The 26,655-nt window shown below is 55.7% G+C and carries 24 protein-coding genes and 1 riboswitch; of the genes, 11 read left to right on the forward strand and 13 right to left on the reverse strand.

Annotation, left to right across the window (positions count from 1 at the left end):
• Positions 1 to 393: 393 nt before the first annotated feature.
• Together purH and purD are read left to right on the forward strand one after the other, a co-directional pair.
• Positions 394 to 1,983 carry a bifunctional phosphoribosylaminoimidazolecarboxamide formyltransferase/IMP cyclohydrolase gene (purH, locus tag LRS40_RS05755; RefSeq protein ID WP_142487820.1) on the forward strand — a complete coding sequence of 530 codons (1,590 nt, stop codon included), beginning with the start codon at positions 394 to 396 and terminating at the stop codon, positions 1,981 to 1,983.
• Between the two features lie 15 nt (positions 1,984 to 1,998).
• Positions 1,999 to 3,291 carry a phosphoribosylamine--glycine ligase gene (gene purD, locus LRS40_RS05760; protein WP_231313304.1) on the forward strand — a complete coding sequence of 431 codons (1,293 nt, stop codon included), beginning with the start codon at positions 1,999 to 2,001 and terminating at the stop codon, positions 3,289 to 3,291.
• 42 nt (positions 3,292 to 3,333) lie between these two features.
• Here the strand turns inward: purD and LRS40_RS05765 are convergent, their stop codons facing one another.
• From LRS40_RS05765 to nudC, 6 genes are all read right to left on the reverse strand, one after another.
• Positions 3,334 to 4,026 carry a DUF1481 domain-containing protein gene (locus tag LRS40_RS05765; protein WP_231313305.1) on the reverse strand — a complete coding sequence of 231 codons (693 nt, stop codon included), beginning with the start codon at positions 4,024 to 4,026 and terminating at the stop codon, positions 3,334 to 3,336.
• An 11-nt stretch (positions 4,027 to 4,037) separates the two neighbouring features.
• A complete protein-coding gene (gene hupA / locus LRS40_RS05770; protein ID WP_032615913.1) occupies positions 4,038 to 4,310 on the reverse strand; it encodes a nucleoid-associated protein HU-alpha in 273 nt (90 codons plus the stop codon).
• Positions 4,311 to 4,496: 186 nt separating this feature from the next.
• A complete protein-coding gene (locus tag LRS40_RS05775) occupies positions 4,497 to 5,087 on the reverse strand; it encodes a YjaG family protein (protein ID WP_106996058.1) in 591 nt (196 codons plus the stop codon).
• 41 nt (positions 5,088 to 5,128) lie between these two features.
• Entirely contained in the window at positions 5,129 to 5,800 is a 672-nt protein-coding gene (nfi, locus tag LRS40_RS05780; protein WP_142487817.1) for a deoxyribonuclease V, read from the reverse strand.
• A gap of 9 nt (positions 5,801 to 5,809) precedes the next feature.
• The gene (gene hemE / locus LRS40_RS05785) at positions 5,810 to 6,874 is read right to left on the reverse strand and encodes a uroporphyrinogen decarboxylase (protein WP_142487816.1); all 1,065 of its coding nucleotides are present in this window, start codon (positions 6,872 to 6,874) and stop codon (positions 5,810 to 5,812) included.
• 42 nt (positions 6,875 to 6,916) lie between these two features.
• Entirely contained in the window at positions 6,917 to 7,690 is a 774-nt protein-coding gene (gene nudC, locus LRS40_RS05790; protein ID WP_231313306.1) for an NAD(+) diphosphatase, read from the reverse strand.
• A 95-nt stretch (positions 7,691 to 7,785) separates the two neighbouring features.
• On the opposite strand from nudC, the gene rsd reads away from it, so the two are divergent.
• From rsd to LRS40_RS05835, 9 genes are all read left to right on the forward strand, one after another.
• Positions 7,786 to 8,283: a sigma D regulator gene (gene rsd, locus LRS40_RS05795; RefSeq protein ID WP_142487814.1), complete on the forward strand. Its 498-nt coding sequence runs from the start codon at positions 7,786 to 7,788 to the stop codon at positions 8,281 to 8,283.
• Positions 8,284 to 8,336: 53 nt separating this feature from the next.
• A riboswitch (TPP riboswitch) is annotated at positions 8,337 to 8,445 on the forward strand.
• Between the two features lie 76 nt (positions 8,446 to 8,521).
• The gene (gene thiC / locus LRS40_RS05800) at positions 8,522 to 10,417 is read left to right on the forward strand and encodes a phosphomethylpyrimidine synthase ThiC (protein ID WP_142487813.1); all 1,896 of its coding nucleotides are present in this window, start codon (positions 8,522 to 8,524) and stop codon (positions 10,415 to 10,417) included.
• Complete coding sequence (gene thiE / locus LRS40_RS05805) at positions 10,417 to 11,052, forward strand: thiamine phosphate synthase (RefSeq protein ID WP_142487812.1); 636 nt, start codon at positions 10,417 to 10,419, stop codon at positions 11,050 to 11,052. Before thiC ends, thiE begins: the two co-directional genes overlap by 1 nt.
• On the forward strand, positions 11,045 to 11,800 hold the full coding sequence (thiF, locus tag LRS40_RS05810; RefSeq protein ID WP_231313307.1) for a thiazole biosynthesis adenylyltransferase ThiF: 756 nt from the start codon (positions 11,045 to 11,047) through the stop codon (positions 11,798 to 11,800). Before thiE ends, thiF begins: the two co-directional genes overlap by 8 nt.
• The gene (gene thiS / locus LRS40_RS05815; protein ID WP_142487810.1) at positions 11,784 to 11,984 is read left to right on the forward strand and encodes a sulfur carrier protein ThiS; all 201 of its coding nucleotides are present in this window, start codon (positions 11,784 to 11,786) and stop codon (positions 11,982 to 11,984) included. Before thiF ends, thiS begins: the two co-directional genes overlap by 17 nt.
• 1 nt (position 11,985) lies before the next feature.
• Complete coding sequence (thiG, locus tag LRS40_RS05820) at positions 11,986 to 12,756, forward strand: thiazole synthase (protein WP_231313308.1); 771 nt, start codon at positions 11,986 to 11,988, stop codon at positions 12,754 to 12,756.
• On the forward strand, positions 12,753 to 13,886 hold the full coding sequence (thiH, locus tag LRS40_RS05825) for a 2-iminoacetate synthase ThiH (protein ID WP_231313309.1): 1,134 nt from the start codon (positions 12,753 to 12,755) through the stop codon (positions 13,884 to 13,886). The genes thiG and thiH overlap by 4 nt, the downstream gene beginning before the upstream one ends.
• Positions 13,887 to 14,178: 292 nt before the next feature.
• Entirely contained in the window at positions 14,179 to 14,484 is a 306-nt protein-coding gene (locus LRS40_RS05830; RefSeq protein ID WP_039028885.1) for a PTS sugar transporter subunit IIB, read from the forward strand.
• Between the two features lie 3 nt (positions 14,485 to 14,487).
• A complete protein-coding gene (locus LRS40_RS05835; protein ID WP_106996047.1) occupies positions 14,488 to 14,805 on the forward strand; it encodes a PTS lactose/cellobiose transporter subunit IIA in 318 nt (105 codons plus the stop codon).
• Positions 14,806 to 14,949: 144 nt separating this feature from the next.
• Here LRS40_RS05835 and rpoC read toward each other — a convergent pair whose 3' ends face one another.
• The 7 genes from rpoC to nusG form a co-directional block, all read right to left on the reverse strand.
• Positions 14,950 to 19,173, reverse strand: a complete 4,224-nt coding sequence (rpoC, locus tag LRS40_RS05840; protein WP_142487807.1) for a DNA-directed RNA polymerase subunit beta' — start codon at positions 19,171 to 19,173, stop codon at positions 14,950 to 14,952.
• Between the two features lie 76 nt (positions 19,174 to 19,249).
• Positions 19,250 to 23,278, reverse strand: coding sequence for a DNA-directed RNA polymerase subunit beta (gene rpoB, locus LRS40_RS05845; RefSeq protein ID WP_142487806.1), 4,029 nt, complete (start codon positions 23,276 to 23,278; stop codon positions 19,250 to 19,252).
• Positions 23,279 to 23,596: 318 nt separating this feature from the next.
• The gene (rplL, locus tag LRS40_RS05850; RefSeq protein ID WP_142487805.1) at positions 23,597 to 23,962 is read right to left on the reverse strand and encodes a 50S ribosomal protein L7/L12; all 366 of its coding nucleotides are present in this window, start codon (positions 23,960 to 23,962) and stop codon (positions 23,597 to 23,599) included.
• Positions 23,963 to 24,028: 66 nt separating this feature from the next.
• Positions 24,029 to 24,526 (reverse strand): 50S ribosomal protein L10, encoded by a 498-nt coding sequence (gene rplJ, locus LRS40_RS05855; protein ID WP_001207203.1) that lies wholly within the window; start codon positions 24,524 to 24,526, stop codon positions 24,029 to 24,031.
• Between the two features lie 291 nt (positions 24,527 to 24,817).
• On the reverse strand, positions 24,818 to 25,522 hold the full coding sequence (rplA, locus tag LRS40_RS05860) for a 50S ribosomal protein L1 (RefSeq protein ID WP_142487804.1): 705 nt from the start codon (positions 25,520 to 25,522) through the stop codon (positions 24,818 to 24,820).
• Positions 25,523 to 25,525: 3 nt separating this feature from the next.
• Positions 25,526 to 25,954 carry a 50S ribosomal protein L11 gene (rplK, locus tag LRS40_RS05865; RefSeq protein WP_032615878.1) on the reverse strand — a complete coding sequence of 143 codons (429 nt, stop codon included), beginning with the start codon at positions 25,952 to 25,954 and terminating at the stop codon, positions 25,526 to 25,528.
• A 154-nt stretch (positions 25,955 to 26,108) separates the two neighbouring features.
• The gene (gene nusG / locus LRS40_RS05870; RefSeq protein WP_003862341.1) at positions 26,109 to 26,654 is read right to left on the reverse strand and encodes a transcription termination/antitermination protein NusG; all 546 of its coding nucleotides are present in this window, start codon (positions 26,652 to 26,654) and stop codon (positions 26,109 to 26,111) included.
• Between the last annotated feature and the right edge of the window lies 1 nt (position 26,655).

Below are 26,655 nucleotides of genomic sequence, written 5' to 3' on the forward strand. Positions count from 1 at the left end.
GTTGCGAGGTGGCGTATATTACGCTTTCCTCTTTCAGAGTCAAGCGTTTATTTTTCGCTTTTCTCTTCAACCGACCCGGCTGTTTGTGTGAAGTGATTCACATCCGCCGTGTCGATGGAGGCGCATTATAGGGAGTTCTCCGCAGCCCGCAACCCTTAAATGACAGAAAAATGACTGACTGCTGCATTCCCCAGCAAAACCCCGCCTTATACCTGATTACTCACAGACTTATCCACAATGCGACGAAAAAGTGAAAATGTGCGAGCGTTGCGCAAACGTTTTCGTTAAAATGCTCGCGCTAAATAAAGCGGCCCCGCCAGGTGTGTTAGTTGAGTTTTTATGTGGAAAATTCACCTAACGCTCTCTGTAATCGTCAAATCCAGGGGATTTACCATGCAACAACGTCGTCCAGTCCGCCGCGCTCTGCTCAGTGTTTCTGATAAAGCCGGTATCGTCGAATTCGCTCAGGCACTTTCTGCACGTGGTGTGGAGCTGCTGTCCACTGGCGGTACCGCCCGCCTGTTAGCAGATAAAGGCCTGCCGGTAACCGAAGTGTCCGATTACACCGGTTTCCCGGAAATGATGGATGGACGCGTCAAAACCCTGCATCCAAAAGTCCACGGCGGCATTCTGGGTCGTCGCGGCCAGGACGACGGCATTATGGATCAGCACGGGATTGCGCCGATCGATATGGTTGTTGTTAACCTCTACCCGTTCGCCCAGACCGTTGCCCGTGAAGGCTGCTCGCTGGAAGATGCGGTAGAGAATATCGATATCGGCGGCCCGACCATGGTGCGCTCCGCCGCCAAGAACCATAAAGATGTTGCCATCGTAGTTAAGAGCAGCGACTACGAGGCCATTATTAAAGAGATGGATGCCAACGAAGGCTCCCTGAATCTCGAGACTCGTTTCGACCTCGCCATTAAAGCGTTCGAACATACCGCCGCCTACGACAGCATGATCGCCAACTACTTCGGTAGCCTGGTGCCAGCCTATCATGGCGAAAGCAAAGATCCTTCCGGCCGCTTCTCACGCACCTTAAACCTGAACTTCATTAAGAAGCAGGATATGCGCTACGGTGAGAACAGCCACCAGCAGGCTGCCTTCTATATAGAAGAAGAGGTTAAAGAAGCCTCCGTTGCCACTGCACAGCAGGTTCAGGGCAAAGCGCTCTCCTATAACAACATCGCGGACACCGACGCGGCGCTGGAGTGCGTGAAAGAATTCAGCGAGCCGGCCTGCGTGATCGTCAAACACGCGAACCCATGCGGCGTGGCGGTCAGCACCTCGATTCTGGATGCCTACGATCGCGCGTACAAAACCGACCCGACCTCTGCGTTCGGCGGCATTATCGCCTTTAACCGTGAACTGGATGCTGAAACCGCTCAGGCAATTATCTCCCGTCAGTTTGTGGAAGTGATTATCGCCCCTTCCGCCACCGAGGAAGCCCTGAAGATCACCGCGGCGAAACAGAACGTTCGCGTACTGACCTGCGGCCAGTGGGCAGAACGCGTTCCGGGCCTGGACTTCAAGCGTGTGAACGGCGGTCTGTTAGTTCAGGATCGCGATCTGGGTATGGTGACAGAAGCCGACCTGCGCGTGGTCAGCAAGCGTCAGCCGACCGAACAGGAACTGCGTGATGCGCTGTTCTGCTGGAAAGTGGCGAAGTTCGTGAAATCCAACGCCATCGTCTATGCGAAAGAGAACATGACCATCGGGATAGGCGCAGGCCAGATGAGCCGCGTCTACTCCGCGAAAATTGCCGGTATCAAGGCAGGCGATGAAGGTCTGGAAGTGAAAGGCTCCGCCATGGCCTCTGACGCCTTCTTCCCGTTCCGTGACGGTATCGACGCGGCTGCGGCTGTGGGTATCACCTGCGTGATCCAGCCTGGCGGTTCTATCCGCGATGACGAAGTCATTGCCGCTGCCGACGAACACGGTATCGCGATGATCTTCACCGACATGCGTCATTTCCGCCATTAATTTCCGGAGCAGAGAATGAAAGTATTAGTGATTGGTAACGGCGGGCGCGAGCACGCCCTGGCGTGGAAAGCGGCGCAGTCACCGCAGGTGAACACCGTCTTCGTGGCACCGGGTAACGCCGGTACGGCGCTGGAGCCCGCCCTGCAGAACGTCGCCATCGGCGTGACCGATATTCCGGCGCTGCTGAGCTTTGCCCAGAATGAAAAGATCGACCTGACCATCGTCGGCCCGGAAGCGCCGCTGGTGATTGGCGTAGTAGACGCTTTCCGCGCGGCGGGTCTGACCATCTTCGGCCCAACCGAAGGCGCCGCCCAGCTGGAAGGCTCTAAAGCCTTCACCAAAGATTTCCTCGCGCGTCATAACATCCCGACCGCGGAGTATCAGAATTTCACCGAAGTGGAGCCCGCCCTGGCGTATCTGCGTGAGAAAGGCGCGCCGATTGTGATCAAGGCCGACGGTCTGGCCGCCGGTAAAGGCGTGATCGTGGCGATGACCCTCGAAGAGGCAGAAGCCGCGGTTCAGGATATGCTGGCGGGTAATGCCTTTGGCGACGCGGGCCACCGCATCGTGATCGAGGAGTTCCTCGACGGTGAGGAGGCGAGCTTTATCGTGATGGTCGACGGCGAGCACGTCCTGCCGATGGCCACCAGCCAGGATCACAAGCGCGTGGGCGATGCCGATACCGGCCCGAATACCGGCGGTATGGGTGCCTACTCCCCTGCCCCGGTAGTGACGGATGAAGTGCACCAGCGCACCATGGACCGCATCATCTGGCCTACCGTGAAAGGCATGGCGGCTGAAGGCAATACCTACACCGGTTTCCTCTATGCCGGCCTGATGATCGACAAGCTGGGCAACCCGAAGGTAATCGAGTTCAACTGCCGCTTTGGCGATCCGGAAACTCAGCCGATCATGCTGCGCATGAAATCCGATCTGGTGGATCTGTGCCTGGCGGCCTGCGAAGGCAAGCTGGACACGAAAACCTCCGAGTGGGACGAGCGTGCGTCGCTGGGCGTGGTGATTGCGGCGGGTGGTTATCCGGGCAACTACAGCACCGGGGATGAGATCCACGGTCTGCCGCTGGAGCAGGTTGAAGGCGCGAAGGTGTTCCATGCCGGCACTACGCTGTCTGATGACGATCGCGTGCTGACCAACGGCGGCCGCGTCCTGTGCGCCACCGCGCTGGGACATACGGTCGCGGAAGCGCAGCAGCGCGCCTATGCCCTGATGGCGGATATTCGCTGGAACGGCAGCTTCAGCCGTAACGATATTGGTTATCGTGCGATTGCGCGGGAGCGAGGGGAGTAACTTTTCCCCCATCCTGACCCTCTCCCTCAAGGGAGAGGGAACTTAAAAACTCTTCTCGGTCGGCTGCCAGGTACAGAAATCTTCGTTAGCCACCAGCAGCAGCTGTGACCCTTCCGGCGCTTCCAGCCACGCCACGCTTACTTCCATAGAGGAGTGGCTCTGACGCCGTCCAATATGTTCCGTCGCCCAGCTATCAAGATCCGGCTTCAGGGTCTGGCCTTCGCAGGTGGTCACGGTGCCATCGGCATGCCAGCGCCCCTGATGCAGCACTACCCGTCCCTGTCGCAGCGCGTCACTGGTCTGACGAACCTGGTCGGCACGGTAGCGATAGAGGTCAATTTGATCGGTAGAGAGTTGCTGCTTAAGACCGCCGATTTCGCGCTGCATAAAGCTCAGCTCACCGTGGTCGTCAAAACGCACCCGCACATGCTCGGGCACCTTGCTGTAGATATTCACGTCAATATAAGCAAGCGTATCACCCTGCCAGCGGTACTCACTGGTGGTGGTGCTGCCGCTGTGCCAGGGACTAAAGGCGGAGAGCAGATGGACTTCATCGTCCGTGTCTTTACGCCAGATACGTACCGCACCCTGATCGTCAGCGTAGCCGCTGGCGGTAAAAGGCGGCAGAGAGGCGTCATGGCTGCAGGCGGACAGCAAAAGTATGCCTGCCAGCGCTATTGCCTGGCGCCAGACAGACAAAAGGGGCGAAACCGCCCCCTCGATAAAACTGTTCACTGCTACGCGGCTTACTTAACTGCGTCTTTCAGTGCTTTGCCAGAAACAAATGCTGGCACGTTAGCTGCAGCGATTTTGATTTCGTTACCGGTCTGCGGGTTGCGGCCAGTACGCTCAGCGCGGTGGTTCACTTTGAAGGTACCGAAACCTACCAGTTGTACAGCATCGCCTTCTTTCAGAGACTCAGTAATAGCAGCCAGGGTGGATTCCAGAGCAGCTTTAGCCTGTACTTTAGACAGATCAGCCTTGTCCGCAATTACATCAATCAGTTGAGTCTTGTTCATAAGTTATCCTTTCAATGTGTTTATCGCTTGCTAAGCATCGAGTGCGACGAAAATGCCAAAAAAGCACTCTCCTGCATACACGCACCGATAGCCACTTATTTTCGCCCCCCAAATGTAGACCAGACGGGGGGCAGAAGGGAAGAGTACAGGCATGACAAAACAGGCGTAAAATCACGTTTTATTGTTTCACTGGTGAAGATTTATACCAATGTTACTCTCGCCTGCCTCACGCAAGTCTGCACGCAGACCTTTAATCAGCTCGATATCGCGTTCTTCGCACTCTGCCAGCAAACGGAATATTTCCCACTGGATGTCCCATTCCTGCTCAACGGCCGGGTTTAAACGGAGCTCTTCATCGGTCATTTCACGACCTTCCTGGGTCATCTCCAGCATCGCCACGGAAGTAATTGAGGCCTTACTGACTTCGATGGCATGTTCCAGAGTTTCGCCACTCAGGCGCGAGTGAATCAGTTCACTTAATGCCACACAGGCATCGATCGCCGGATAGACGCCATAGACATCATAGTCATCGGCAGCCGGGATCGCCTCTTCCAGCTTATCGAGCTGAGAATCGAAGTTCACCTTCGCATCTTTGACCGTCAGCGTCTCCCATACCAGATCGAGAATACGGCGATACAGCTGGCCGTCACCAAATTCAGTCTGCTTGCAGAACATGGCGTAGTTCGGGTACATGCGTTCGCACAGGCAGGCCATAAAGGTGACATGCTGCCAGCTTTCCAGCTTCTCGAGGCGCAGGTGAATCGGGTTTTGTAACATGATGAAGTCTCGAATCGAAAATTAACCGCAGTTTACCTGAATCAGCGCTGAATTTCCTGCCATCGCACAAAAGCGGGACGGCCGGAAGCCACCGCATCGGCCCAGCGGGTCGGCTCCGGTAATCGATAGCCCTTCATGCAGCGCTGGACCCACGCCAGCGCGGTGTCGGTACTGACGCGATGGCCGGTGGCGATGAACAGCGGATTGCAGCGCGCCTTACTGCGCCAGACCCACGCCAGCTGTTCGCCTTTGTCCATCAAGGGTGCCAGCGCGCCGGGCTCTGCCGACAGAGGTTCAAACTTACCGCAGAGGCGCTTTTTCGCTACCCCGATGGTCGGCACATCCACCAGCATGCCAAAATGGCTGGCAACGCCGAGACGGCGCGGATGGGAGATCCCGTGGCCATCGACGAACATCAGGTCGGGTCTTTGCGAAAGCTGGTCCCACGCGGCCAGCAGCGCGGGATATTCACGAAAAGAGAGGAATCCGGGGATGTAAGGCATGGTGGTGGCGATACGCGCTACCTGATACTCGACCAGCTCCAGTTCGGGCCAGGTCAGGAGTACTATCGCCGCCCGCGTCACCTCACCGCCCTGCTCAAACCCGACATCCGCCCCGGCAATCAGCGCGGGTGGGTCTTTATCCAGCCGGTCTTCACGGGAAACCGACGCAGCAAGTTTAAGTTGTTGAGCGCGAAGTGACGCAAGATCCATAACGACTCCTTACAGGTGATACTGGGCAGAAAGTCGGTGCACCGCCTCCACAAACACGCCTGCATGTTCTGGCGGTACATCCTGATGAATACCGTGCCCCAGGTTAAACACATGGCCTTCGCCCTGACCGAAGCCCGCCAGAATGGTCGCGACTTCTTCTTCAATACGGGCGGCCGGAGCATACAGCATAGACGGATCCATGTTGCCCTGCAGGGCGACTTTGTCCCCAACGCGGCGGCGCGCATCGGCAATATCGGTAGTCCAGTCGAGGCCCAGCGCATCACAGCCAGTGTCTGCCAGGGCTTCCAGCCACTGACCGCCGCCTTTGGTGAACAGGGTCACCGGCACGCGACGACCTTCGTTTTCACGCAGCAGGCCATCGACAATTTTATGCATGTAGTAGAGCGAGAACTGTTGGTAATCGCGGCCCGTCAGCACCCCACCCCAAGTGTCGAAGATCATCACCGACTGGGCGCCGGCTTTGATCTGCGCGTTCAGGTAGAGGGTGACGCTTTTCGCCAGCTTATCCAGCAGGGCGTGCAGCGCCAGCGGATCGGCGTACATCATCTTCTTGATCACGGTGAAGGCTTTGCTGCTGCCGCCTTCGACCATGTAGGTCGCCAGCGTCCACGGGCTGCCGGAAAAACCGATCAGCGGCACGTCGCCTTTCAGCTCGCGGCGAATGGTGCGCACCGCATTCATCACATAACCGAGCTCCTGCTCCGGGTCCGGGATCGGCAGGTTGTCGATGTCCGCTTTGCTCTTAATCGGCGAGCTAAAGCGCGGGCCCTCGCCGGTTTCAAAGTACAGGCCAAGCCCCATCGCGTCGGGGATAGTCAGGATATCGGAGAAGAGGATCGCCGCGTCCAGCGGATAGCGGCGCAGCGGCTGAAGGGTCACTTCACAGGCCAGCTCCGCGTTTTTGCACAGCGACATAAAATCGCCCGCCTGCGCGCGCGTGGCTTTGTATTCCGGCAAATAGCGGCCCGCCTGGCGCATCATCCATACCGGGGTGATATCAACGGGTTGGCGCAGCAGCGCACGCAGATAACGATCGTTCTTCAGTTCGGTCATTTTTGCAGTTCCTTAAGCGTCTTATCTCCAGTGTAACATGTCTCACACATCGTCAGCCCGACACATTGCCACGGTATCTTCTATCAGGCGGCGCGCCACGGTGCCCGGCGGTGGCAGCAGGGGTAAATCGTCGTAGCGATACCAGTCGGCGGACAGCAGCTCTTTCGGATCGACGACGATCTCGCCGCTGTCGTACTCGGCCATAAAGGCGGTCATCAGCGACTGTGGGAACGGCCACGGCTGGGAGGTGACATAACGTAAATTTTTCACCTTAATCCCGCTCTCCTCCATCACTTCTCGCGCCACGGCCTGCTCCAGGGTTTCGCCCACTTCGACAAATCCGGCGAGCACGGTATGCACCCCGTTGCGATGACGGGTGTGTTGCGCCAGTAAGATGGAGTCATCCCGACGGATAGCGACAATGATGCACGGCGCGATTTGCGGGTAATAGCGTTCCCGGCAGTGGCTGCAGAGCATCGCCCACTCGGTTTTGCTCGGGTGCATGGTGTGGCCACAGTAGCCGCAGAACTTATGCGAGCGATAAAACTCGGCAAGCTGCACAGCACGACCCGCCAGTTGGAACAAGCCGACATCAAGATCGAGCACCTGGCGCACCGATCCCATATCGTGACGACGATTTTGTTGGATCAACCACACAGAATCGCCCTTCCACTCACCTATATTTAGTGCGTGTTGCCCCGCAAGATCGAAATTTCCGGCCTCGCCATATGGTAATTCACCACCGGGCAACCATAATTTTTGTTCATGGCTGACTAACCACCAGCCGCGATCCGATTTTTCAATTATACGATCCATATCTATTGCACTACCTTTGCTTCACAGGCATGTTGGTAACAATACTATTACATTTTGGGTGGGCAGCTTTTAATCTTAACCTTGCGGAGTCAAACATGCTAAACCAGCTAGAAAACCTGACAGAGCGCGTTGGCGGAAGTAACAAACTGGTCGATCGCTGGCTGCACGTGCGGAAACATCTGCTTGTTGCCTACTACAATCTCGTTGGCATTAAGCCTGGCAAAGAGTCCTATATGCGCCTGAATGAAAAAGCGCTGGACGATTTCTGTCAGAGCCTGGTCGACTACCTTTCCAACGGTCATTTCAATATTTATGAACGTTTTATCCGTGAAATGGAAGGCAACAGCCCGTATTTAGCGGCAACCAAACTCTATCCCCTGCTGGAGGCCAATACCCAGCAAATCATGGATTACTATGACTCCACGCTGGAAAACGCCATCGATCAGGATAACTACCTGGAATTTCAGCAGGCGCTTTCCGATATCGGCGAGGCGCTGGAGCAACGCTTTACGCTGGAAGATAACCTGATCGCCCTTGCGCTGGATCACAATCTGAAAGCGAGCAACGAAGATAACGTCGCCCGACCGGCTTGAGTTATTCCTCGTTAACGCGTAGTTTACATTCACTGCTCCCGCTGTAGGGGAGCCTATTCTTGTCGGAGTGCCCAGTGCGAAAGCCGGGCTGAGACCGTTAATTCGGGATCCGCGGAACCTGATCAGGTTAAGACCTGCGAAGGGAACAAGAGTCAATTTATTGTATCGCCCCCGGGCGATCCTCTCTTGCTTCATCCGTCGTCTGACAAGCCACTTCCTGAACTTACTGGAACGAGCTATGTCTGCCACAAAAATGACCCGCCGCGAACAGCGCGCACACGCCCAACACTTTATCGACACCCTGGAAGGCACTGCTTTCCCCAACTCAAAACGCATTTACCTGACGGGTTCGCAGGAGGATATCCGCGTGCCAATGCGCGAGATCCAGCTCAGCCCGACGTTAATCGGCGGCAGCAAAGAGAACCCGCAGTTTGAAGAGAACGAAGCGGTGCCGGTGTACGACACCTCCGGCCCGTACGGCGATCCGGCTGTGGCGATTAACGTCCAGCAGGGTCTGGCGAAGCTGCGCCAGCCGTGGATTGAAGCCCGTAACGACAGCGAAACCCTGAATGCGCAAAGCTCAGCCTATACCCGGGAGCGTCTGGCCGATGACGGGCTGGACGAGCTGCGCTTTACCGGACTGCTCACGCCGAAGCGTGCCAGAGCGGGTAAATGCGTGACCCAGCTGCATTACGCCCGCCAGGGGATAGTGACGCCAGAGATGGAGTTTATCGCCATCCGCGAAAACATGGGCCGCGAGCGCATCCGTGGCGAAGTGCTGCGCCACCAGCATCCGGGAGAAGGCTTTGGCGCCCGCCTGCCGGAGAACATCACTCCGGAATTTGTACGTGACGAAGTCGCTGCTGGCCGCGCCATTATTCCGGCCAATATTAATCACCCGGAATCAGAGCCGATGATCATCGGACGTAACTTCCTGGTGAAAGTGAATGCCAACATCGGTAACTCGGCGGTCACCTCCTCCATCGAAGAAGAGGTGGAAAAACTGGTCTGGTCCACCCGCTGGGGCGCGGACACGGTGATGGACCTCTCTACCGGGCGCTATATTCACGAAACCCGCGAGTGGATCCTGCGTAACAGTCCGGTGCCGATTGGCACGGTACCCATCTACCAGGCGCTGGAGAAGGTGAACGGCATTGCGGAAGATCTCACCTGGGAAGCGTTCCGCGATACGCTGCTGGAGCAGGCCGAGCAGGGCGTGGACTACTTCACCATCCACGCGGGCGTGCTGCTGCGCTACGTGCCGATGACCGCCAAACGCCTGACCGGCATCGTCTCCCGCGGCGGTTCTATTATGGCGAAATGGTGCCTGTCCCATCATCAGGAGAACTTCCTGTATGAACACTTCCGCGAGATCTGCGAAATCTGCGCCGCGTACGACGTATCGCTGTCGCTGGGCGATGGCCTGCGTCCGGGTTCCATTCGCGATGCCAACGACGAAGCCCAGTTTGCCGAGCTACATACCCTGGGCGAGCTGACCAAAATTGCCTGGGAGTATGACGTCCAGGTGATGATTGAAGGCCCGGGCCATGTGCCGATGCAGATGATCCGCCGCAACATGACCGAGGAGCTGGAGCACTGCCACGAAGCGCCGTTCTACACCCTGGGGCCGTTGACCACCGACATCGCACCGGGCTATGACCACTTCACCTCCGGAATTGGCGCGGCGATGATCGGCTGGTTTGGCTGCGCGATGCTCTGCTACGTCACGCCGAAAGAGCATCTCGGCCTGCCGAATAAAGAGGACGTGAAGCAAGGGCTAATCACCTACAAGATTGCCGCCCATGCTGCCGACCTGGCGAAGGGCCATCCGGGGGCGCAGATCCGCGATAACGCCATGTCAAAAGCGCGCTTTGAATTCCGCTGGGAAGATCAGTTCAACCTCGCCCTTGACCCGTTCACCGCCCGCGCCTACCACGACGAAACCCTGCCGCAGGAGTCGGGCAAAGTGGCGCACTTCTGCTCCATGTGCGGGCCAAAATTCTGCTCGATGAAAATCAGCCAGGAAGTGCGCGACTACGCCGCGGCGCAGACCATCGAAGTGGGGATGGCCGATATGTCGGAAACCTTCCGCGCCCGGGGCGGCGAAATCTACCTCAAAAAAGAGGAGGCGTAATGTATCAACCCAACTTTCCGCCGGTGCCCTTTCGTCTGGGGCTCTATCCGGTAGTCGACAGCGTGGCGTGGATCGAACGCCTGCTTGCCGCGGGCGTACAAACGCTCCAGCTGCGCATCAAGGACAAGCAGGAGGATGAGGTCGAAGCCGATATCGTGGCGGCCATTGCCCTGGGGCGTCGCTACAACGCCCGGCTGTTTATCAATGACTACTGGCGCCTGGCGATTAAACATCAGGCTTACGGCGTGCATCTGGGTCAGGAGGATCTGGAGACCACCGATCTTGAGGCCATTCGTGCCGCCGGGTTACGTCTCGGCGTCTCGACCCACGACGATATGGAGATCGACGTGGCGCTGGCGGCGAGTCCGTCCTATATCGCCCTGGGGCACGTTTTCCCTACCCAGACCAAGCAGATGCCTTCCGCCCCTCAGGGGCTGGAGCAGCTGGCCCGGCATATCGAACGACTGGCGGATTACCCTACCGTTGCCATCGGCGGTATCAGTCTCGAGCGCGCCCCGGCGGTACTGGCGACCGGCGTTGGGAGCATCGCGGTAGTAAGCGCCATCACCCAGGCCGATGACTGGCAGGCAGCGACGGCGCAGTTACTGCAACTGGCGGGAGCAGGCGATGAATGACCGTGACTTTATGCGCTACAGCCGTCAGATCCTGCTGGACGATATCGCCATCGACGGGCAGCAGAAGCTGCTCGCCAGCCGGGTCCTGCTGGTCGGTCTCGGCGGATTAGGCGCCCCGGCGGCGCTGTACCTGGCCGGGGCCGGGATCGGCACTCTGGTGCTGGCCGACGATGACGAGGTTCATCTGAGTAATTTGCAGCGCCAGATCCTCTTCACTACCGACGACATCGCCCAGCCAAAGGCGCAGGTAACGCAGCGTCGGCTGCAGCAGCTTAACCCGGATATCCGGCTGATTGCCCTGCAGACGCGCCTGGATGGCAAAGCGCTGGAGGATGAGATCGCCCGCGCCGACGTGGTGCTGGACTGCACCGATAACATGGCCACGCGCCAGGCGATCAACGCCGCCTGCGTGATGCTCAATACTCCGCTCATTACCGCCAGCGCTGTGGGTTTTGGTGGCCAGATGATGGTGCTGACGCCGCCCTGGGCGCAGGGCTGTTACCGCTGTCTGTGGCCGGAGGATGACGAGCCGCAACGCAACTGCCGCACCGCAGGGATCGTCGGGCCGGTGGTGGGCGTGATGGGAACCTTGCAGGCGCTGGAGGCGATCAAGCTGCTCAGCGGCATTGAGACCCCACGCAATGCGCTGCGCCTGTTTGATGCCCGGGCGGGCAGCTGGCGACAGCTGGCCCTGCAGCGCGCCAGCGGCTGTGCGGTGTGTGGAGGGCAGCATGCAGATCCTGTTTAACGACGAACCGATGCAGTGCGTGGAAGGTTTAACCGTCGCCACCCTGCTCCACCAGCTGCGCCAGTTAAAACCCGGGGTCGCGCTGGCCCTGAACCAACAGATCCTGCCGCGCGAGCAGTGGGATAAACAGCAGGTCCGCGAAGGCGATCGGATCCTGCTCTTTCAGGTGATTGCCGGAGGCTGAGATGTTACGTATTGCTGATAAAACCTTTGATTCGCATCTGTTTACCGGCACCGGCAAGTTCGCCTCGCCGCAGCTGATGGTGGACGCCATTCGCGAGAGCGGCAGCCAACTTGTGACCCTGGCGATGAAGCGGGTCGATCTGCGTCATCACAATGACGCTATTCTGGCGCCGCTGCTGGAGGCGGGCGTGAGCCTGCTGCCCAATACTTCCGGAGCCAAAACCGCGGAGGAAGCCGTGTTCGCCGCCCGACTGGCGCGCGAGGCGCTGGGGACGCACTGGCTCAAACTGGAGATCCATCCCGATGCCCGCTGGCTGCTTCCCGATCCCATCGAGACGCTGAAAGCGGCGGAGATGCTGGTCAAAGAGGGGTTCACGGTGCTGCCCTACTGCGGCGCCGATCCGGTGCTGTGCAAACGGCTCGAAGAGGCGGGTTGCGCCGCGGTGATGCCGCTCGGAGCGCCGATAGGTTCCAATCAGGGGCTGGAAACCCGCACGATGCTGGAGATTATCATTCAGCAGGCGACGGTGCCGGTGATCGTGGACGCCGGCATCGGCGTGCCCAGCCATGCCGCGCAGGCGCTGGAGATGGGTGCCGATGCCGTGCTGGTCAACACCGCCATTGCGGTCGCGGACGATCCGGTGAGCATGGCACGGGCCTTTCGGCTGGCGGTGGAGGCGGGCGTGCTGGCGCGTCAGTCTGGCCCCGGTTCACGGAGCCCTGAAGCCCAGGCCACGAGCCCGTTAACCGGATTTCTGGAGGCCTTCTCATGAGCACCTTTACCGATCGCTGGCGCCAGCTCGACTGGGACGATATTCGCCTGCGCATCAACAGTAAAACCCCGGCGGACGTTGAACGCGCCCTGAATGCCCGGCAGCCGACGCGCGAGGACATGATGGCCCTGCTCTCCCCCGCCGCCAGCGCGTATCTTGAGCCAATGGCGCAGCGGGCCCAGCGTCTGACGCGCCAGCGCTTTGGCAACACGGTGAGCTTTTATGTTCCGCTCTATCTCTCCAACCTGTGCGCGAACGACTGTACCTACTGCGGCTTTTCAATGAGCAACCACATCAAGCGCAAGACGCTGGATGAACATGAGATTGCCCGGGAGTGTGCCGCGATCCGCGAGATGGGGTTTGAGCATCTGCTGCTGGTGACTGGCGAGCACCAGACTAAGGTCGGGATGGACTATTTTCGTCGCCATCTCCCGGCCATTCGCCGCCAGTTCGCCTCGTTGCAGATGGAGGTTCAACCCCTGTCAGAAGACGAATATGGTGAGCTGAAAACGCTGGGGCTGGATGGCGTGCTGGTCTATCAGGAAACCTATCACGAGGCGGTATATGCTCAGCACCATCTGAAAGGTAAAAAGCAGGACTTTTTCTGGCGGCTGGAGACGCCGGATCGACTGGGCCGCGCCGGGATCGACAAGATCGGACTCGGGGCACTGACCGGGCTCTCCGACAGCTGGCGGGTCGACAACTTTATGGTGGCGGAACATCTGCTGTGGCTGCAGCAGCGCTACTGGCAGAGCCGGTACTCGATCTCCTTCCCACGGCTGCGCCCCTGTGCCGGGGGGATCCAGCCCGCGTCGATCATGGATGAACGCCAGCTGGTACAGACCATCTGCGCGTTTCGTCTGCTGGCACCGGAGGTGGAGCTGTCGCTGTCGACCCGGGAATCTCCCGCGTTTCGCGATCGCGTCATTCCTCTGGCCATTAACAACGTCAGTGCTTTTTCAAAAACGCAGCCAGGCGGCTATGCCGACAATCGCCCCGAGCTGGAACAGTTTGCGCCGCACGACAATCGTCGCCCGGAAGAGGTTGCCGAAGCGCTCAGCCTGCAGGGATTACAGCCGGTGTGGAAAGACTGGGATAGCTGGCTGGGACGCGCCTCGCAGCCGGGCTGAGAAAGAATGCAACCCGATGAAGTTATTACGAGGCGTCACGTAACCTGATCAACGGGCCATTGCCAGACTGTGCCCGTATTTTTTACGCTTACTTCGTCAGCAGGGGATGCTGACCAGGGCGGAAAGCTTCTTCCTCGTTTCGCCCTGCCTTTCCCCGTTCTGTAACAGTTGTAACCGGTTTCAGAAAATGCGGGTTTCTTTGTGATGCCTCACACACAATCGCGGTATCGCGGTTGTCGAAGCGGGCGGCGCGGGATAATTATCAATAAACACATGTACATTGAGGCTGACTATGAAGAACATCGTTTTATGCTGTGCAGCGGGAATGTCCACCAGCATGCTGGTTCAACGCATGAAAGACGCCGCGCAGAAAAAAGGGGTCGAAGTAACCATTAAAGCCGTACCGGTTGCTGAGTTTAAAGATGAAATCGCCGCAGCCGACATTGTGTTGCTTGGCCCGCAGGTCAAATACGAACTCAATAATCTTCAGGCACAGGCAGAACCGCTGGGCAAAAAGGTCGCGGTTATCGACATGATGGATTACGGCATGATGAAAGGCGATGCCGTTCTCGAAAAAGCCCTCAAACTGCTGGAGTGACCCATGGACGATTTAGAAACCATCATTATGGAGCTGCTGGTGAATGCCGGTGCAGCCCGCAGTTCAGCATTAACCGCCCTGCAGATGGCGCGTAAAGGCGATTTTGCCGACGCAGAAAAGGCGATGGAAGAGTCGCGCGAATTCGTTAAGCATGCGCATACCATCCAGACGAAGCTGATTGGTATGGATGAAGGCACCGGCAAGCTGCCGGTTAACCTGATTACCGTTCACTCCCAGGATCATCTGATGAACGCGATGGTGATTCAGGATCTGGCGGGAGATATGATCGAGCTGTATCGCCGGTTACCGCTGGTGAACTAACACGCCGGGTGACGCTACGCTTACCGGGCCTACAACGGCCCCGAACCGTAGGCCCGGTAAGCGCAGCGCCACCCGGCAAAAACCTCACCAAACAGACAAAAAAAAACCCGCCGAAGCGGGTTTTTTTATGGGCTGACGTAACTATTACTCGTTGTCAGAACCGCCCAGGCCTGCGTTCAGCAGCTCTGCCAGGCTGGCAGATGCATCTTCAGCAGTCACCTGTGGTGCAGCAGGGATTTCGCCCGCTGCGCGACGGCGCATACGATCCTGGTGGTACGCATAACCGGTACCGGCCGGGATCAGACGACCCACGATAACGTTCTCTTTCAGACCGCGCAGTTCGTCGCGTTTGCCCGCAACGGCTGCTTCGGTAAGCACACGAGTGGTCTCCTGGAACGATGCCGCGGAGATGAAGGACTCGGTTGCCAGAGACGCTTTGGTGATACCCAGCAGATCACGTGCGAAGGTCGCACTGAGTTTGCCGTTCGCTTCCAGATCGCGGTTAGCAATCTTAACGCGAGAGTATTCAACCTGCTCACCTTCGAGGAAGTCGGAGCTACCGGCATTCACGATGGTGGCTTTACGCAGCATCTGACGAACGATAACTTCGATGTGCTTATCGTTGATCTTAACGCCTTGCAGACGGTAAACGTCCTGTACTTCGTTGGTGATGTAACGCGTTACCGCGTGGACGCCACGAAGACGCAGAATGTCGTGCGGTGCTTCCGGACCGTCGGAAACCACGTCACCACGTTCTACACGTTCACCTTCAAACACGTTGAGCTGACGCCATTTTGGAATCATCTCTTCGTACGGATCGCTGCCATCCAGCGGCGTGATCACCAGACGGCGCTTCCCTTTGGTCTCTTTACCGAAGGAAATGATACCGCTGATTTCAGCCAGGATTGCCGGCTCTTTCGGACGACGTGCTTCGAACAGGTCCGCAACGCGCGGCAGACCACCGGTAATATCTTTGGTACCGCTGGATTCCTGAGGAATACGCGCCAGAGCATCACCCGCACCGATCTGAACACCATCTTCCAGCTGGACAATCGCTTTACCTGGCAGGAAGTACTGAGCCGGCATGTCGGTGCCCGGGATCAGAACGTCGTTGCCGTTAGCATCAACGATTTTCAGAGCTGGACGCAGATCTTTACCACCTGCGGTACGTTCTGCAGAATCCAGAACCACCAGGGAAGAGAGACCGGTCAGGTCGTCGGTCTGACGAGTAATCGTCTGGCCATCGATCATGTCAGTGAAGCGGATAAAACCACTTACTTCGGTGATAACCGGCATGGTGTGTGGATCCCAGTTCGCTACGGTTTCGCCGCCGGCAACCTGCTCACCATCACCTTTCGCCATAACAGCACCGTAAGGCACTTTATAGCTCTCTTTGGTACGACCGAATTCGTCGATCAGCTTCAGCTCGGTGTTACGAGAAGTCACAACCAGCTTGCCTGCGGAGTTAACAACAGACTTCGCGTTGCTGAGCTTGATGCTACCTTTGTTTTTCACCTGGATGCTGGATTCAGCAGCCGCACGAGATGCCGCACCACCGATGTGGAACGTACGCATTGTCAGCTGTGTACCCGGCTCACCGATGGACTGTGCCGCAATAACGCCGATGGCTTCACCTTTGTTGATGATGTGGCCACGCGCCAGGTCACGACCATAGCAGTGCGCACATACACCAAAGTCGGTGTCACAGGATACAACGGAACGTACTTTCACTGAGTCAACAGAGTTGGCTTCCAGCAGGTCACACCAGTGCTCGTGCAGCAGCGTGTTGCGTGGAACCAGGATGTCTGCAGTACCCGGCTTCAGAATGTCTTCCGCAGTAACACGACCCAGAACGCGATCGCGCAGTGGCTCTTTAACATCACCACCCTCGATAACCGGGGTCATGGTGATACCTTCGAGGGTGCCACAATCGTCTTCGGTAACAACCAGATCCTGTGCAACGTCAACCAGACGACGCGTCAGATAACCGGAGTTTGCTGTTTTCAGTGCGGTATCCGCCAGACCCTTACGAGCACCGTGGGTGGAGATGAAGTACTGGAGTACGTTCAGACCTTCACGGAAGTTCGCGGTGATTGGCGTTTCGATGATGGAGCCATCTGGCTTCGCCATCAGACCACGCATACCTGCCAGCTGACGAATCTGTGCTGCAGAACCACGCGCACCGGAGTCGGCCATCATGTAGATGCTGTTGAAGGAAACCTGCTGCTCTTCGACGCCGTCACGGTTGATAACGGTTTCGGTCTGCAAGTTGTCCATCATCGCTTTGGATACACGATCGTTCGCCGCTGCCCAGATATCGATAACTTTGTTATAGCGTTCGCCCGCGGTTACCAGACCAGACTGGAACTGCTCCTGGATCTCAGCAACTTCGGCTTCCGCTTCAGAGATGATCTCGTGTTTCTTCTCTGGGATGACCATGTCATCAATACCAACAGATGCACCTGAACGCGCTGCATAAGCAAAGCCGGTGTACATTGTCTGGTCAGCGAAGATAACGGTCGGCTTCAGGCCCAGGATGCGGTAACAGGTGTTCAGCATCTTGGAAATTGCTTTCTTGCCCAGCGCCTGGTTGACGATGGAGAAAGGCAGACCTTTCGGTACGATCATCCACAGAATGGCACGGCCAACGGTCGTGTCAATCAGGCTGGTTTTCGCAACGAGTTCGCCGTTTTCAGCTTTTTCATACTCGGTGATACGCACTTTTACACGCGCATGCAGAGAGGCCAGGCCAGCGCGATAAATACGCTCAGCTTCTTTCGGGCCAGTCAGCACCATGCCTTCGCCTTTGGCGTTAACACAGTCACGGGTCATGTAGTACAGACCCAGTACAACGTCCTGAGAAGGAACGATAATTGGTTCACCGTTCGCTGGAGACAGGATGTTGTTGGTAGACATCATCAGCGCACGCGCTTCGAGCTGGGCTTCCAGCGTCAGCGGTACGTGAACAGCCATCTGGTCACCATCGAAGTCGGCGTTATATGCCGCACAGACCAGCGGGTGCAGCTGGATAGCTTTACCTTCGATCAGTACTGGCTCAAAGGCTTGGATACCCAGACGGTGCAGGGTTGGTGCACGGTTCAGCAGTACCGGGTGTTCGCGGATCACTTCGTCCAGGATATCCCAAACGACAGCCTCTTCACGCTCAACCATCTTCTTAGCGGCTTTGATGGTGGTGGCCAGGCCACGCAGTTCCAGCTTGCCGTAAATGAACGGTTTGAACAGCTCCAGTGCCATTTTCTTCGGCAGACCGCACTGATGCAGACGCAGGTATGGACCTACGGTGATTACAGAACGACCGGAGTAGTCAACACGCTTACCGAGCAGGTTCTGACGGAAACGACCCTGTTTACCTTTGATCATGTCGGCCAAAGATTTCAGAGGACGCTTGTTAGAACCGGTGATCGCACGACCGCGACGACCGTTATCCAGCAGGGCATCTACCGCTTCCTGCAGCATACGTTTTTCGTTGCGTACGATGATGTCCGGCGCAGCCAGATCCAGCAGACGTTTCAGACGGTTGTTACGGTTAATGACGCGACGATACAGATCGTTCAGGTCAGAAGTCGCAAAACGACCACCATCCAGCGGTACCAGCGGACGCAGATCTGGCGGCAGAACCGGCAGAACGGTCAGGATCATCCACTCTGGTTTGTTACCAGACTGAACGAACGCTTCCAGCAGTTTGATACGCTTGGTCAGCTTTTTACGCTTGGTTTCGGAGTTGGTTTCGTTCAGCTCTTCACGCAGAGTTTCACACTCTTGCTCCAGATCCATGCTCTTCAGCAGGGCCTGGATAGCTTCCGCACCCATCTTCGCGTCGAATTCGTCACCGAACTCTTCCAGCGCGTCGAGATACTGTTCTTCGGTCAGAATCTGGTTACGTTCCAGGTTCGTCATCCCGCCTTCGATCACAACATAAGATTCGAAGTACAGAACACGTTCGATATCGCGCAGCGGCATATCCAGCAGCAGACCGATACGGGACGGCAGAGATTTCAGGAACCAGATGTGGGCAGTCGGAGACGCCAGCTCGATGTGGCCCATGCGCTCACGACGCACTTTAGTCTGGGTCACTTCAACGCCGCACTTCTCACAGATCACACCACGGTGTTTCAGGCGCTTGTACTTACCGCACAGGCACTCGTAATCTTTTACTGGCCCGAAAATACGCGCACAGAAAAGGCCGTCACGCTCAGGTTTGAACGTACGGTAGTTGATGGTTTCTGGCTTTTTAACTTCACCAAAAGACCATGAACGGATCATGTCTGGCGAGGCCAGAGCAATTTTGATCGCATCAAACTCTTCGGTTTTAGTTTGCGCTTTCAGAAACTTTAATAAGTCTTTCACGGATTTGCTCCCGTCGGAGTTAGCACAATCTGGTGCCGGAAACTACTCCGGCACCAGTGACCTGTTTGAGCGAGAGTTACTCGTCTTCCAGTTCGATGTTGATACCCAGCGAACGAATCTCTTTCAACAGTACGTTGAAGGATTCTGGCATGCCCGGTTCCATCTGATGGTTGCCGTCCACGATGTTTTTATACATCTTGGTACGACCGTTCACGTCATCAGACTTAACGGTGAGCATTTCCTGCAGGGTGTATGCCGCGCCGTATGCTTCAAGCGCCCACACTTCCATCTCCCCGAAGCGCTGACCACCGAACTGCGCCTTACCACCCAGCGGCTGCTGAGTAACCAGGCTGTAAGAACCGGTAGAACGCGCGTGCATCTTGTCATCAACCAGGTGGTTCAGTTTCAGCATGTACATGTAACCCACGGTTACCTGGCGCTCGAACTGCTCACCGGTACGACCGTCGAACAGTGTGATCTGGCCAGAGCTTGGCAGGCCACCCAGCTGTAACAGTTCCTTGATTTCAGACTCTTTCGCACCATCGAAGACTGGCGTTGCGATTGGCATACCTTTTTTCAGGTTCTCAGCCAGGCGCAGCACTTCTTCATCGCTGAAGGTGTTCAGGTCGACTTTCTGACGAACATCAGTACCCAGATCGTACGCACGCTGGATGAATTCGCGCAGTTTCGCGACTTCCTGCTGCTGTTTCAGCATGGCGTTGATCTTATCGCCAATACCTTTTGCAGCCATACCCAGGTGAGTTTCGAGGATCTGACCAATGTTCATACGAGACGGTACGCCCAGCGGGTTCAGTACGATATCTACCGGCGTACCGTTAGCATCGTGCGGCATATCTTCGATCGGGTTGATCTTAGAGATAACACCCTTGTTACCGTGACGACCTGCCATCTTATCACCAGGCTGGATCTGACGTTTAACGGCCAGATAAACCTTAACAATCTTCAGCACGCCCGGTGCCAGATCGTCGCCCTGAGTGATTTTACGGCGTTTCGCTTCGAGTTTTTTCTCGAACTCGTGTTTCAGTTCGTCATACTGCTCAGCCAGCTGTTCCAGCTGATTTTGTTTCTCTTCGTCGGCCAGGCCCAGTTCCAGCCAGCGGTCACGTGGCAGCTTGTCGAGCTTCTCAGCTTCAACACCACCGGCAACCAGCACCGCGTAGATACGACCAAACAGGCCAGCTTCGAGGATCTGCAGCTCTTCAGACAGGTCTTTCTTAGCCTGCTTCAGCTGCATCTCTTCGATTTCCAGCGCACGTTTGTCTTTTTCTACGCCATCGCGAGTAAAGACCTGAACGTCGATAACCGTACCGGAAACACCGTTCGGCACACGCAGAGAAGAGTCTTTAACGTCAGACGCTTTCTCACCGAAGATCGCGCGCAGCAGTTTCTCTTCTGGCGTCAGCTGGGTTTCACCTTTCGGCGTAACCTTACCAACCAGAATGTCGCCACCGGTCACTTCTGCACCGATGTATACGATACCGGATTCATCCAGTTTGGAGAGCGCAGCTTCACCCACGTTAGGGATGTCAGCGGTGATCTCTTCTGGCCCCAGCTTGGTGTCACGGGACACACACGCCAGTTCCTGGATGTGAATAGTGGTGAAACGATCTTCCTGAACCACACGCTCGGAGACGAGGATGGAGTCTTCGAAGTTGTAACCATTCCACGGCATGAACGCTACGCGCATGTTCTGACCGAGCGCCAGTTCACCGAGGTCGGTAGACGGACCGTCAGCCAGCACGTCGCCGCGCTCAATTGGCTCACCCAGAGACACACATGGCATCTGGTTGATACAGGTGTTCTGGTTAGAACGGGTGTACTTGGTCAGGTTGTAGATGTCGATACCCGCTTCGCCTGCATGCATCTCGTCTTCGTTAACTTTGATAACGATACGGGAAGCATCGACGTACTGAACAGTACCGCCACGTTTAGCAACTGCAGTAACACCGGAGTCAACGGCAACAGCACGTTCCATACCGGTACCAACCAGCGGCTTATCAGCGCGCAGAGTTGGAACCGCCTGACGTTGCATGTTCGCACCCATCAATGCACGGTTGGCGTCATCGTGTTCCAGGAACGGGATCAGGGACGCACCGACGGAAACCACCTGCTGGGTGGAAACGTCCATGTAGTCAACCTGGTCGCGGCTGAACAAGCTGGATTCGCCTTTGCTACGGCAAGTTACCAGGTCTTCTACAAAGTGGCCTTCGTCATCCAGGTTGGAGTTCGCCTGAGCGATGACGTAGTTACCTTCTTCGATAGCAGACAGGTAGTGAATTTCGTCGGTTACAACACCGTCCGTCACTTTACGATACGGGGTCTCAAGGAAACCGTATTCGTTAGTCTGTGCGTACACGGACAGGGAGTTGATCAGACCGATGTTTGGACCTTCAGGCGTTTCGATTGGACATACGCGACCGTAGTGAGTCGGGTGTACGTCTCGAACTTCAAAGCCTGCGCGCTCACGGGTCAGACCGCCCGGGCCGAGTGCAGAGATACGACGCTTGTGCGTGATCTCAGACAGTGGGTTGTTCTGGTCCATAAACTGGGACAGCTGGCTGGAACCAAAGAACTCTTTCACTGCTGCGGAGATCGGCTTGGCGTTGATCATATCCTGAGGCATCAGGGTATCCAGATCGCCCAGAGACAGACGCTCTTTCACCGCACGCTCAACACGTACCAGGCCAACGCGGAACTGGTTTTCCGCCATTTCGCCTACGGAACGGATACGACGGTTGCCGAGGTGGTCGATATCGTCCACTTCGCCTTTACCGTTACGGATATCGATGAGCTTCTTCATCACTTCGATGATGTCTTCTTTGCTCAGGATACCGGAACCTTCGATCGCGTCACGCAGCAGAGAACGGTTGAACTTCATACGACCAACCGCGGACAGATCGTAGCGGTCTTCGGAGAAGAACAGGTTCTCGAACAGGCTTTCAGCCGCTTCGCGAGTTGGTGGCTCACCCGGGCGCATCATGCGGTAGATTTCTACCAGCGCGCTCAGACGATCGGTGGTTGGGTCGACACGTACGGTTTCGGACATGTACGGACCGTGGTCCAGATCGTTGGTGAACAGCGTTTCGATACGCTTGTGGCCAGACTGGCTCAGCTTAGCCAGCAGATCCAGGCTCAGCTCCATGTTAGCCGGGCAGATCAGCTCGCCAGTGGATGCATCAACGTAATCTTTTGCAGCGACTTTTCCAGCAATGTATTCAACCGGGACTTCGATGTGTTTGATATCATCTTTTTCCAGCTGACGGATGTGGCGCGCAGTAATACGGCGGCCTTTCTCCACATACACTTTGCCGTCGGCTTCGATGTCGAACGACGCGGTATCACCACGCAGACGCTCAGGCACCAGCTCCATTTGCAGCTTGTTGTCGCGAATTTCGAAAACAACTTTCTCAAAGAACAGATCAAGAATCTGCTCAGTGGTGTAGTTCAGCGCACGCAGAATGATGGTCGCAGGCAGTTTACGACGACGGTCGATACGGACAAACAGGTTGTCTTTCGGATCGAACTCGAAGTCCAGCCAGGAACCACGGTAAGGAATAATACGCGCGTTATACAGTACTTTACCGGAAGAGTGCGTTTTACCTTTATCGCTGTCGAAGAAGACGCCCGGGCTACGGTGCAGCTGGGAAACGATAACACGCTCGGTGCCGTTGATGACGAAAGTACCGTTATCGGTCATGAGCGGAATTTCGCCCATGTAGACTTCTTGTTCTTTAATGTCTTTAACGGTGCCTTCCGGCGCTTCGCGCTCGTAGATCACCAGACGCAGCTTAACGCGCAGCGGTGCCGAGTAGGTCACGCCACGGATTTGACATTCCTGAACGTCAAATACCGGTTCGCCAAGGCGGTAGCTGACGTATTGCAGCTCGGAATTACCGCTGTAGCTCTTAATCGGGAACACGGAACGGAAGGCTGCTTCCAGACCGTACTGCCCTTCAGGATCTTGCTCGATAAACTTCTGGAACGAGTCAAGCTGGATAGAAAGGAGATATGGAATGTCCAGAACTTGTGGACGTTTACCAAAATCCTTACGAATACGTTTTTTCTCGGTATAGGAGTAAACCATAGGGTTCCTCAGCTCGCTGACAAGTCGACCCATCTGTCCATTGGCGGACAGTTTGTGCAACACCATTTTGTTGATCGGAAAATCGAACACTTTCCGCAATGCCTGTTGCTATCACGCTTAAACCATTTCATTGCGATTTACCCAGAGCGAGCACCCTGTCGCAGTATATTAAGTCGTCGATAGAAACAAGCATTGTCAGGACAGCCAGCAGTCAAACAGTGTGAAACTCTACTGGCGCCTTACAGCGCAAAAAGGCTGGTGACTAAAAAGTCACCAGCCATCAGCCTAATTTCTCAGGCTGCAACCGGAAGGGTTGGCTTATTTAACTTCAACTTCAGCGCCAGCTTCTTCCAGAGATTTTTTCAGTGCTTCTGCGTCGTCTTTGCTCACGCCTTCTTTCAGCGCAGCTGGAGCAGATTCTACCAGGTCTTTAGCTTCTTTCAGACCCAGGCCAGTTGCAGCACGTACTGCTTTGATTACGGCAACTTTGTTCGCGCCAGCAGCTTTCAGAACTACGTCGAATTCAGTTTTTTCTTCAGCAGCTTCAGCCGGGCCAGCAGCTACAGCTACAGCAGCAGCAGCGGAAACACCGAATTTTTCTTCCATTGCAGTGATCAGTTCTACAACGTCCATTACGGACATAGCTGCAACTGCTTCAATGATTTGATCTTTAGTGATAGACATTTAAATTGTTCCTGAAAATCAGAATAAGTTTATACGTAAGCGAATACTTGATAAAGATGACTGCTATTAAGCAGCTTCTTTCGCATCGCGAACAGCAGCCAGAGTACGAACCAGTTTGCCAGCCGAAGCTTCTTTCATGGTTGCCATCAGGCGTGCAATTGCTTCTTCGTAGGTCGGCAGGGTTGCCAGGCGATCGATTTGCGATGCCGGGATCAACTCACCTTCAAAGGCTGCAGCTTTAACCTCGAATTTTGCATTCGCTTTCGCGAACTCTTTGAACAGACGAGCAGCAGCGCCCGGGTGTTCCATAGAGTATGCAATCAAGGTTGGACCAACAAACGTGTCTTTCAGGCACTCGAACTGAGTACCTTCAACTACGCGGCGCAGCAGGGTGTTACGAACAACACGCATGTAAACGCCAGCTTCACGACCTGCTTTACGCAGTTCAGTCATTTTATCTACAGTAACGCCACGGGAATCCGCAACTACTGCAGACAGCGCGCCTTTGGCTACTTCGCTGACTTCAGCAACAATCGCTTGTTTGTCTTGAAGATTTAAAGCCATTAGCTTTGCTCCTGGATGTTTGCCGGAACTCATGTTCCGGAACTCACTTCACTCTTCCCAACGGGAAGAGCGTCTTAATACGGTGAGCAGAAACAAGCCAGAGTATCCAAAAATAATCTTAGCGTTCTGTCACCGTCTACGCAGGGCATTAAGTTTCTTGCGAAACACCTGCGGTCTTCGACGGAGGCCTGGATTAGGCCAGGCTCCAACGAACAAATCTTTTAGCCGCTAACTATTGTTAGCAAACGTGGGGGTAAGATTGTAGACAAATCCACCGCCCACGTAAAGGCATTAGTTTGCAGCAGCGCTCAGGCCAGCCTGGTCAACTGCAACACCTGCACCCATGGTGGTGGAGATGCTAACTTTCTTGATGTACACGCCTTTCGCCTGAGTTGGTTTTGCTTTTTTCAGCGCAACCAGCAGAGATTCCAGGTTTTCTTTCAGTTTGTCAGCGTCAAAGTCCACTTTACCGATGGTGGTGTGGATGATGCCGTTTTTGTCGTTACGATAACGAACCTGACCTGCTTTAGCGTTCTTAACCGCTTCAGCAACGTTAGGGGTTACAGTACCAACTTTTGGGTTTGGCATCAGGCCGCGTGGACCCAGAACCTGGCCGAGCTGGCCAACAACGCGCATTGCATCCGGGGAAGCAATAACAACGTCAAAGTTCATTTCGCCTTTCTTGATCTGATCAGCCAGATCTTCCATACCTACCAGTTCAGCGCCGGCAGCTTTAGCAGCTTCAGCGTTTGCACCCTGAGCAAATACAGCTACACGTACGGAACGGCCAGTACCGTGTGGCAGTACAGTTGCGCCACGAACGTTCTGATCGGATTTACGAGCGTCGATACCGAGGTTAACAGCAACGTCAACGCTTTCTACGAACTTAGCGGTAGCCAGTTCTTTCAGCAGAGCGATTGCTTCGTTGATGTCGTATTGTTTGGTCGCATCAACTTTGCCACGGATTACGGACATGCGCTTGGTCAGTTTAGCCATTTCTTAGTCCTCCACTACCAGGCCCATGGAACGTGCAGTACCTTCGATGGAGCGAGTCATCGCTTCAACGTCGGAACCAGTCATGTCGGCAGCTTTGGTCTGCGCGATTTCCTGCAGCTGAGCGCGGGAAATTTTACCAACTTTGTCTTTGTTCGGCTTGCCGGAACCAGACTTGATACCAGCCGCTTTTTTCAGCAGAACTGCTGCCGGCGGGGTCTTGGTAACGAAAGTGAAAGAACGGTCAGCGTAAACAGTGATTACGACTGGGATTGGCAGACCTTTTTCCAGGGATTCGGTTTTGGCGTTGAACGCTTTACAGAATTCCATGATGTTAACACCCTGCTGACCCAGAGCTGGACCAACTGGTGGACTTGGGTTTGCCATACCAGCTGCAACCTGCAGCTTGACATAGGCTTGTACTTTCTTAGCCATTGTAAAATCCTCTGATTGGGTTATAGCGCCTCAAGGAGGCTCCCCGTGATAAAATTCGTTTTACGGATGTAATCCATAAAAACAAAAGGCGCGAAATTGTAGTCCAATCTCGCGCCCTGTGCAACGGTTAAATCGTCGCTTTTTTGATCGCTGCTTAGGCTTTTTCTACCTGGGCAAAGTCCAGCTCTACCGGGGTCGCACGACCGAAGATAGAAACGGAAACTTTCAGGCGGGACTTCTCGTAGTCCACTTCTTCAACCACGCCGTTAAAGTCAGCAAACGGACCGTCATTAACACGAACCATTTCACCCGGTTCAAACAGCGTTTTCGGACGCGGCTTATCACCAACCTGCTGCAGGCGGTTCATAATCGCATCAACTTCTTTGTCGCTGATTGGCGCCGGACGGTCAGACGTGCCGCCGATAAAGCCCATTACGCGCGGTACGCTGCGCACTAAGTGCCAGCTTGCATCGTTCATCACCATCTGAACAAGCACGTAACCCGGGAAGAATTTGCGCTCGCTTTTGCGACGCTGGCCGCCACGGATCTCGACCACTTCTTCGGTCGGAACCATAACTTCGCCAAACAACTCTTCCATATTATGTAATTTGATATGCTCACGCAGCGACGTTGCTACGCGGCCTTCAAAACCGGAAAACGCCTGAACGACGTACCAGCGCTTTTTAGGGGCTTCAGACATC

Origin of the sequence: Leclercia sp. G3L, from assembly GCF_021117075.1 — a bacterium.
In the GTDB taxonomy this organism is placed as follows: Bacteria; Pseudomonadota; Gammaproteobacteria; order Enterobacterales; family Enterobacteriaceae; genus Enterobacter; species Enterobacter adecarboxylatus_C.

Excerpts from the sequence above, each read along its gene's own strand:
- purH (WP_142487820.1), top strand. The coding sequence starts at position 394 with ATGCAACAACGTCGTCCAGTCCGCCGCGCTCTGCTCAGTGTTTCTGAT.
- purD (WP_231313304.1), top strand. The coding sequence starts at position 1,999 with ATGAAAGTATTAGTGATTGGTAACGGCGGGCGCGAGCACGCCCTGGCG.
- hupA (WP_032615913.1), bottom strand. The coding sequence starts at position 4,310 with ATGAACAAGACTCAACTGATTGATGTAATTGCGGACAAGGCTGATCTG.
- LRS40_RS05775 (WP_106996058.1), bottom strand. The coding sequence starts at position 5,087 with ATGTTACAAAACCCGATTCACCTGCGCCTCGAGAAGCTGGAAAGCTGG.
- nfi (WP_142487817.1), bottom strand. The coding sequence starts at position 5,800 with ATGGATCTTGCGTCACTTCGCGCTCAACAACTTAAACTTGCTGCGTCG.
- hemE (WP_142487816.1), bottom strand. The coding sequence starts at position 6,874 with ATGACCGAACTGAAGAACGATCGTTATCTGCGTGCGCTGCTGCGCCAA.
- nudC (WP_231313306.1), bottom strand. The coding sequence starts at position 7,690 with ATGGATCGTATAATTGAAAAATCGGATCGCGGCTGGTGGTTAGTCAGC.
- rsd (WP_142487814.1), top strand. The coding sequence starts at position 7,786 with ATGCTAAACCAGCTAGAAAACCTGACAGAGCGCGTTGGCGGAAGTAAC.
- thiC (WP_142487813.1), top strand. The coding sequence starts at position 8,522 with ATGTCTGCCACAAAAATGACCCGCCGCGAACAGCGCGCACACGCCCAA.
- thiE (WP_142487812.1), top strand. The coding sequence starts at position 10,417 with ATGTATCAACCCAACTTTCCGCCGGTGCCCTTTCGTCTGGGGCTCTAT.
- thiF (WP_231313307.1), top strand. The coding sequence starts at position 11,045 with ATGAATGACCGTGACTTTATGCGCTACAGCCGTCAGATCCTGCTGGAC.
- thiS (WP_142487810.1), top strand. The coding sequence starts at position 11,784 with ATGCAGATCCTGTTTAACGACGAACCGATGCAGTGCGTGGAAGGTTTA.
- thiG (WP_231313308.1), top strand. The coding sequence starts at position 11,986 with ATGTTACGTATTGCTGATAAAACCTTTGATTCGCATCTGTTTACCGGC.
- thiH (WP_231313309.1), top strand. The coding sequence starts at position 12,753 with ATGAGCACCTTTACCGATCGCTGGCGCCAGCTCGACTGGGACGATATT.
- LRS40_RS05830 (WP_039028885.1), top strand. The coding sequence starts at position 14,179 with ATGAAGAACATCGTTTTATGCTGTGCAGCGGGAATGTCCACCAGCATG.
- LRS40_RS05835 (WP_106996047.1), top strand. The coding sequence starts at position 14,488 with ATGGACGATTTAGAAACCATCATTATGGAGCTGCTGGTGAATGCCGGT.
- rpoB (WP_142487806.1), bottom strand. The coding sequence starts at position 23,278 with ATGGTTTACTCCTATACCGAGAAAAAACGTATTCGTAAGGATTTTGGT.
- rplL (WP_142487805.1), bottom strand. The coding sequence starts at position 23,962 with ATGTCTATCACTAAAGATCAAATCATTGAAGCAGTTGCAGCTATGTCC.
- rplJ (WP_001207203.1), bottom strand. The coding sequence starts at position 24,526 with ATGGCTTTAAATCTTCAAGACAAACAAGCGATTGTTGCTGAAGTCAGC.
- rplA (WP_142487804.1), bottom strand. The coding sequence starts at position 25,522 with ATGGCTAAACTGACCAAGCGCATGTCCGTAATCCGTGGCAAAGTTGAT.
- rplK (WP_032615878.1), bottom strand. The coding sequence starts at position 25,954 with ATGGCTAAGAAAGTACAAGCCTATGTCAAGCTGCAGGTTGCAGCTGGT.
- nusG (WP_003862341.1), bottom strand. The coding sequence starts at position 26,654 with ATGTCTGAAGCCCCTAAAAAGCGCTGGTACGTCGTTCAGGCGTTTTCC.